A 3,568-nucleotide genomic window follows, 5' to 3' on the forward strand; every position below is an offset into this window, starting at 1 on the left:
TGCGATGCCGTCGATCACCGCGCGGCGCAAGTGCCCTGCGCTCGTGTTCGTCAAGCCGCGCTTCGAGGTCTACAAGGCGGTGTCGATGCAGATCAGGGCGATCTTCGCCGAGCATACGCCGCTCATCGAGCCGCTGTCGCTCGACGAGGCCTATCGAGACGTAACCGAGAACATCCAGGGCATCCGCTCGCAACCGACATCGCCTTCGCGATCCGCGCGAGGATCCGTGCAGAGACGGGCCTTACCGCGTCGGCCGGGATCTCCTACAACAAGTTCCTGGCGAAGCTCGCCTCCGACCATCGCAAGCCTAACGGCCAGTACGTCATCACGCCGCGAATGGGACCAGCCTTCGTCGAGGCGCTGCCGATCGGCCGCTTTCACGGTGTCGGGCCGGCCACCGAGGCGAAGATGCATCGGCTCGGGATCATGTCCGGCGCCGACCTCAAGACGAAGTCGTTGGCCTTCCTGCAGCAGCACTTCGGCAAGTCGGGACCCTATTACTTCGGGATCGCGCGAGGCATCGACTTCCGGCCCGTGCGCACCAATCGGATCCGCAAGTCCGTCGGCGCCGAGAACACCTTCATGGCGGACCTCGTCGACTACGAGCCGATGCGGGACGCGCTGCATCCGATCATCGACAAGGTCTGGCGCCACTGCGAAGCGACCGGCGTCCGCGGTCGGACCATCACCTTGAAGATGAAGTTCTCGGACTTCACCCAGATCACGCGCAGTCGGTCGGAGAACACGGCGATCGGGTTCCGGGAGGCGCTTGAGACAGCGAGCCTTGAACTCCTGGCGCGGGAGATGCCGGTGCCGCGCGCCGTGCGGCTTCTCGGAGTAAGCCTGTCGAACCTGGAAGCGCGGAGACAGGACCCGGCTGGAATGCTGCTTATCGAATGACGGCCACAGTCACCTGAAGGCGAAGAAGGGGCCGGTTTGTCTCGTCCCGCCCAGCACGCGCATTCCATCGAAAGCGAAAGCAATGCGCTTACCCAGGAATAGGGCGCACCCCACACGAACGTCCTAGATCCCGCGTCGGCGGCGATCGCCGCGTCGTTAAGGCGCCGAGACTCTGGTCCGCGATGCATTGGTAGTTGCCAACGGTGAATGACGTCGGCACCGCGTCGCCCGTCGCGCCGATCATCGATGCGGCGAAGGTCCGGGCGGGGTTGGCGCAGAGTGCCCACCGCACGCGCGGACATCGCGGGATGCTGTGTCCGCCGACGATTGTAGCGCGACAATCAATGTGAGAACGGCGCGTCAATCAAGATGAGAGAGGTTCGGGCCTGGTGACGCAGGGAGGGCGAAGCCCGACCGAAGGCACCGGTCCCGAACCTCGGGCCCTTTCCACGCCTCAGTAGTGATCGCGGCCGGCCGGTCGCAACGGTAATCCTCCAGGGTGAGGACGTCGTGCCCGGCCGCCATGTGACCGATCATCAGATGAGGCTATTCATGAGATACCGACAACACGACACGGTGGCCGTCGCCGCCGCCAGGGCGGCAATCAGTGCCGCGACCGGCTATCGGCTCGCGGGCGATCCGCGCCTTCCTTCCATCAAGGCGGCGCATCGGGAGCGACGCCGACCCGATCCCCTTGCCGACGTGTTCGAGGCGGAGGTCGTGCCGCTGCTGATTGCGGCGCCGGGGCTTCGCTCGGTGGCGATCTTCGAGGAGATCGTGCGGCGCCATCCCGAGCTCGGCGCCGGCATCCGCCGCACCTTTGAGCGACGCGTCCGGTCGTGGCGAGCCCGCAACGGCGAGGATCGCGAGATCATCTTTCGCCAGACCCATAAGCCGGGCGGGATGGGATTGTCCGACTTCACCGACATGACGGCTCTCGGCATCTCGATTGCCGGCGCCACGCTCGATCATCGGCTTTACCACTTCCGGCTGGCCTACTCCGGCTTCGAGCATGCCCATGTCATTCTGGGCGGCGAGAGCTTCGTCGCCCTCGCCGAGGGCTAGCAGAACGCCCTCTGGCTGCTCGGCGGCACCCCGAGGGAGCATCGCACGGACAGCCTGTCGGCTGCCTTCCGCAACCTCGATGCCGACGCCAAACGCGACCTGACCCAGCGTTACGATGCGCTCTGCGCGCACTACGCAATGACTCCGACCCGCAACACCACTGGCGTCGCTCACGAGAACGGCGCCATCGAGGGTTCGCACGGCCATCTGAAGCGAGCGATCGTTGTTGCGAGCGACGGCAATCACAGGCAAACTTCGACGCGCCGCGACACGACAGTCTCATCCTGATCGCCGCAAAGCTCTCATCTAGATCGCCGCGCTACACCGAGCGGATTGCAGGCGGCGCGCTCGTCGCCAGGCCGCTCGATCCGCGGCAAGCCGGGCTCTTCGATGCGCCGCTACCCAAGTGGATCAAGCCTTGCCTGCCGACGCTCGTCGACAAGCCACCGGTCGGCGACGCCTAGATCCACGAGATAAAATGGGGATGGCTACCGTATCTCGGCCTACGTCACCGGGGGCAAGGTTACGATGCGCACTCGCAATGGCCATGACTGGACCGGGCGCTTCCCCAACATTGCCGCCGCATTGCTGAAGCTAAACGTCCGCTCCGCCGTGATCGACGGCGAAGCCGTGGTCCTCGACGAACGGGGCGGTCGAGCTTCGCTGAGCTGCGGGCGGACCTCAGCCTTCACGGATCCGAGCGGGCGGTGATGTACGCATTCGACCTGCTGTTCCTCGACGATGATAATCTGCGTGGGAGCCCCTGGAGGACCGTCGTCAGGCTTGCTTCCTTTGCGGCCAGGAGCCGCCGTGGCCTTCAGCGAGGAATTCACGGGCTCCGGAGCCGATCTCTTTCGCGTTGCCTGCGAGCACGAGCTCGAGGGCATCGTATCGAAACGGCTCGACGCGCCGTATCGCTCTGGCCGGTCCCACACCTGGCTGAAGACTAACAGCGTGTTGTCCGAGCCGTTCGAGATTATAGCTACCAGCCGATGTTGGAGGCAAGCTATCGGGATCGCACGTCGTGGATCGGGGGTAAGCGCGGCTGCGCCCCTCGCCTGCAGCGTTGCGCTAAGCCAATCGAAGTTTCGTGACGAGTCGTCATAGAGCGCTGCTAACGTCTAAAGCCCATGTGGGCACCTCAGTTCTCTCTGCGCCTACTTATGAGCTACGGGATCGCGGAGGGGTACACGAGACTCTCAAACGCTAGCGGTGCCGAGAGGCAAACGCGCGCAGATCGAGTGCTACTTAAGCAGCCTAAACACCACCGTGGTGGCGACAGCAGTTACGACGAAGTTCACAGCGAAAGCGCCGACGTCCATCGTCTCAAACAGGGCGCACGTGCGGTAATGATGGTTTGCAGATCCGTTTTCGACAACGCCGGCGCGGCAGTGCAAGCCTCGATAGCGGCAGCTAACGATTCAGCTTGCGCTGCCGTAGAGTCATTTTCCCGAAGCGCGCTAACGAGCCTAAGCCTATCAATTATGGCGTTCGTCACCGTATGCCGCGCATATCGTTCAGATATATCTTCACGGCAATAGATAATGGCCGGTCCCCACTGAGTGGTCCGGGGTTTATGTTAGTTCATGGTCGGCCTGAGCGC

Annotated in this window: 1 protein-coding gene and 2 pseudogenes; all 3 read left to right on the forward strand. The window is 63.7% G+C overall.

What is annotated here, in order from left to right; all coding sequences use genetic code 11:
* Positions 1-900: pseudogene (gene dinB, locus GSQ79_RS30420) on the forward strand (DNA polymerase IV); the annotation flags it as partial.
* A 540-nt stretch (positions 901-1,440) separates the two neighbouring features.
* Positions 1,441-2,187, forward strand: a pseudogene (istA, locus tag GSQ79_RS21710) (IS21 family transposase); the annotation flags it as partial.
* Positions 2,188-2,460: 273 nt separating this feature from the next.
* Positions 2,461-2,676, forward strand: coding sequence for a hypothetical protein (locus GSQ79_RS21715; RefSeq protein WP_256379045.1), 216 nt, complete (start codon positions 2,461-2,463; stop codon positions 2,674-2,676).
* Positions 2,677-3,568: the final 892 nt, after the last annotated feature.

Source organism: Beijerinckia sp. L45, assembly GCF_009765775.1.
Classification (GTDB): Bacteria; Pseudomonadota; Alphaproteobacteria; order Rhizobiales; family Beijerinckiaceae; genus RH-AL1.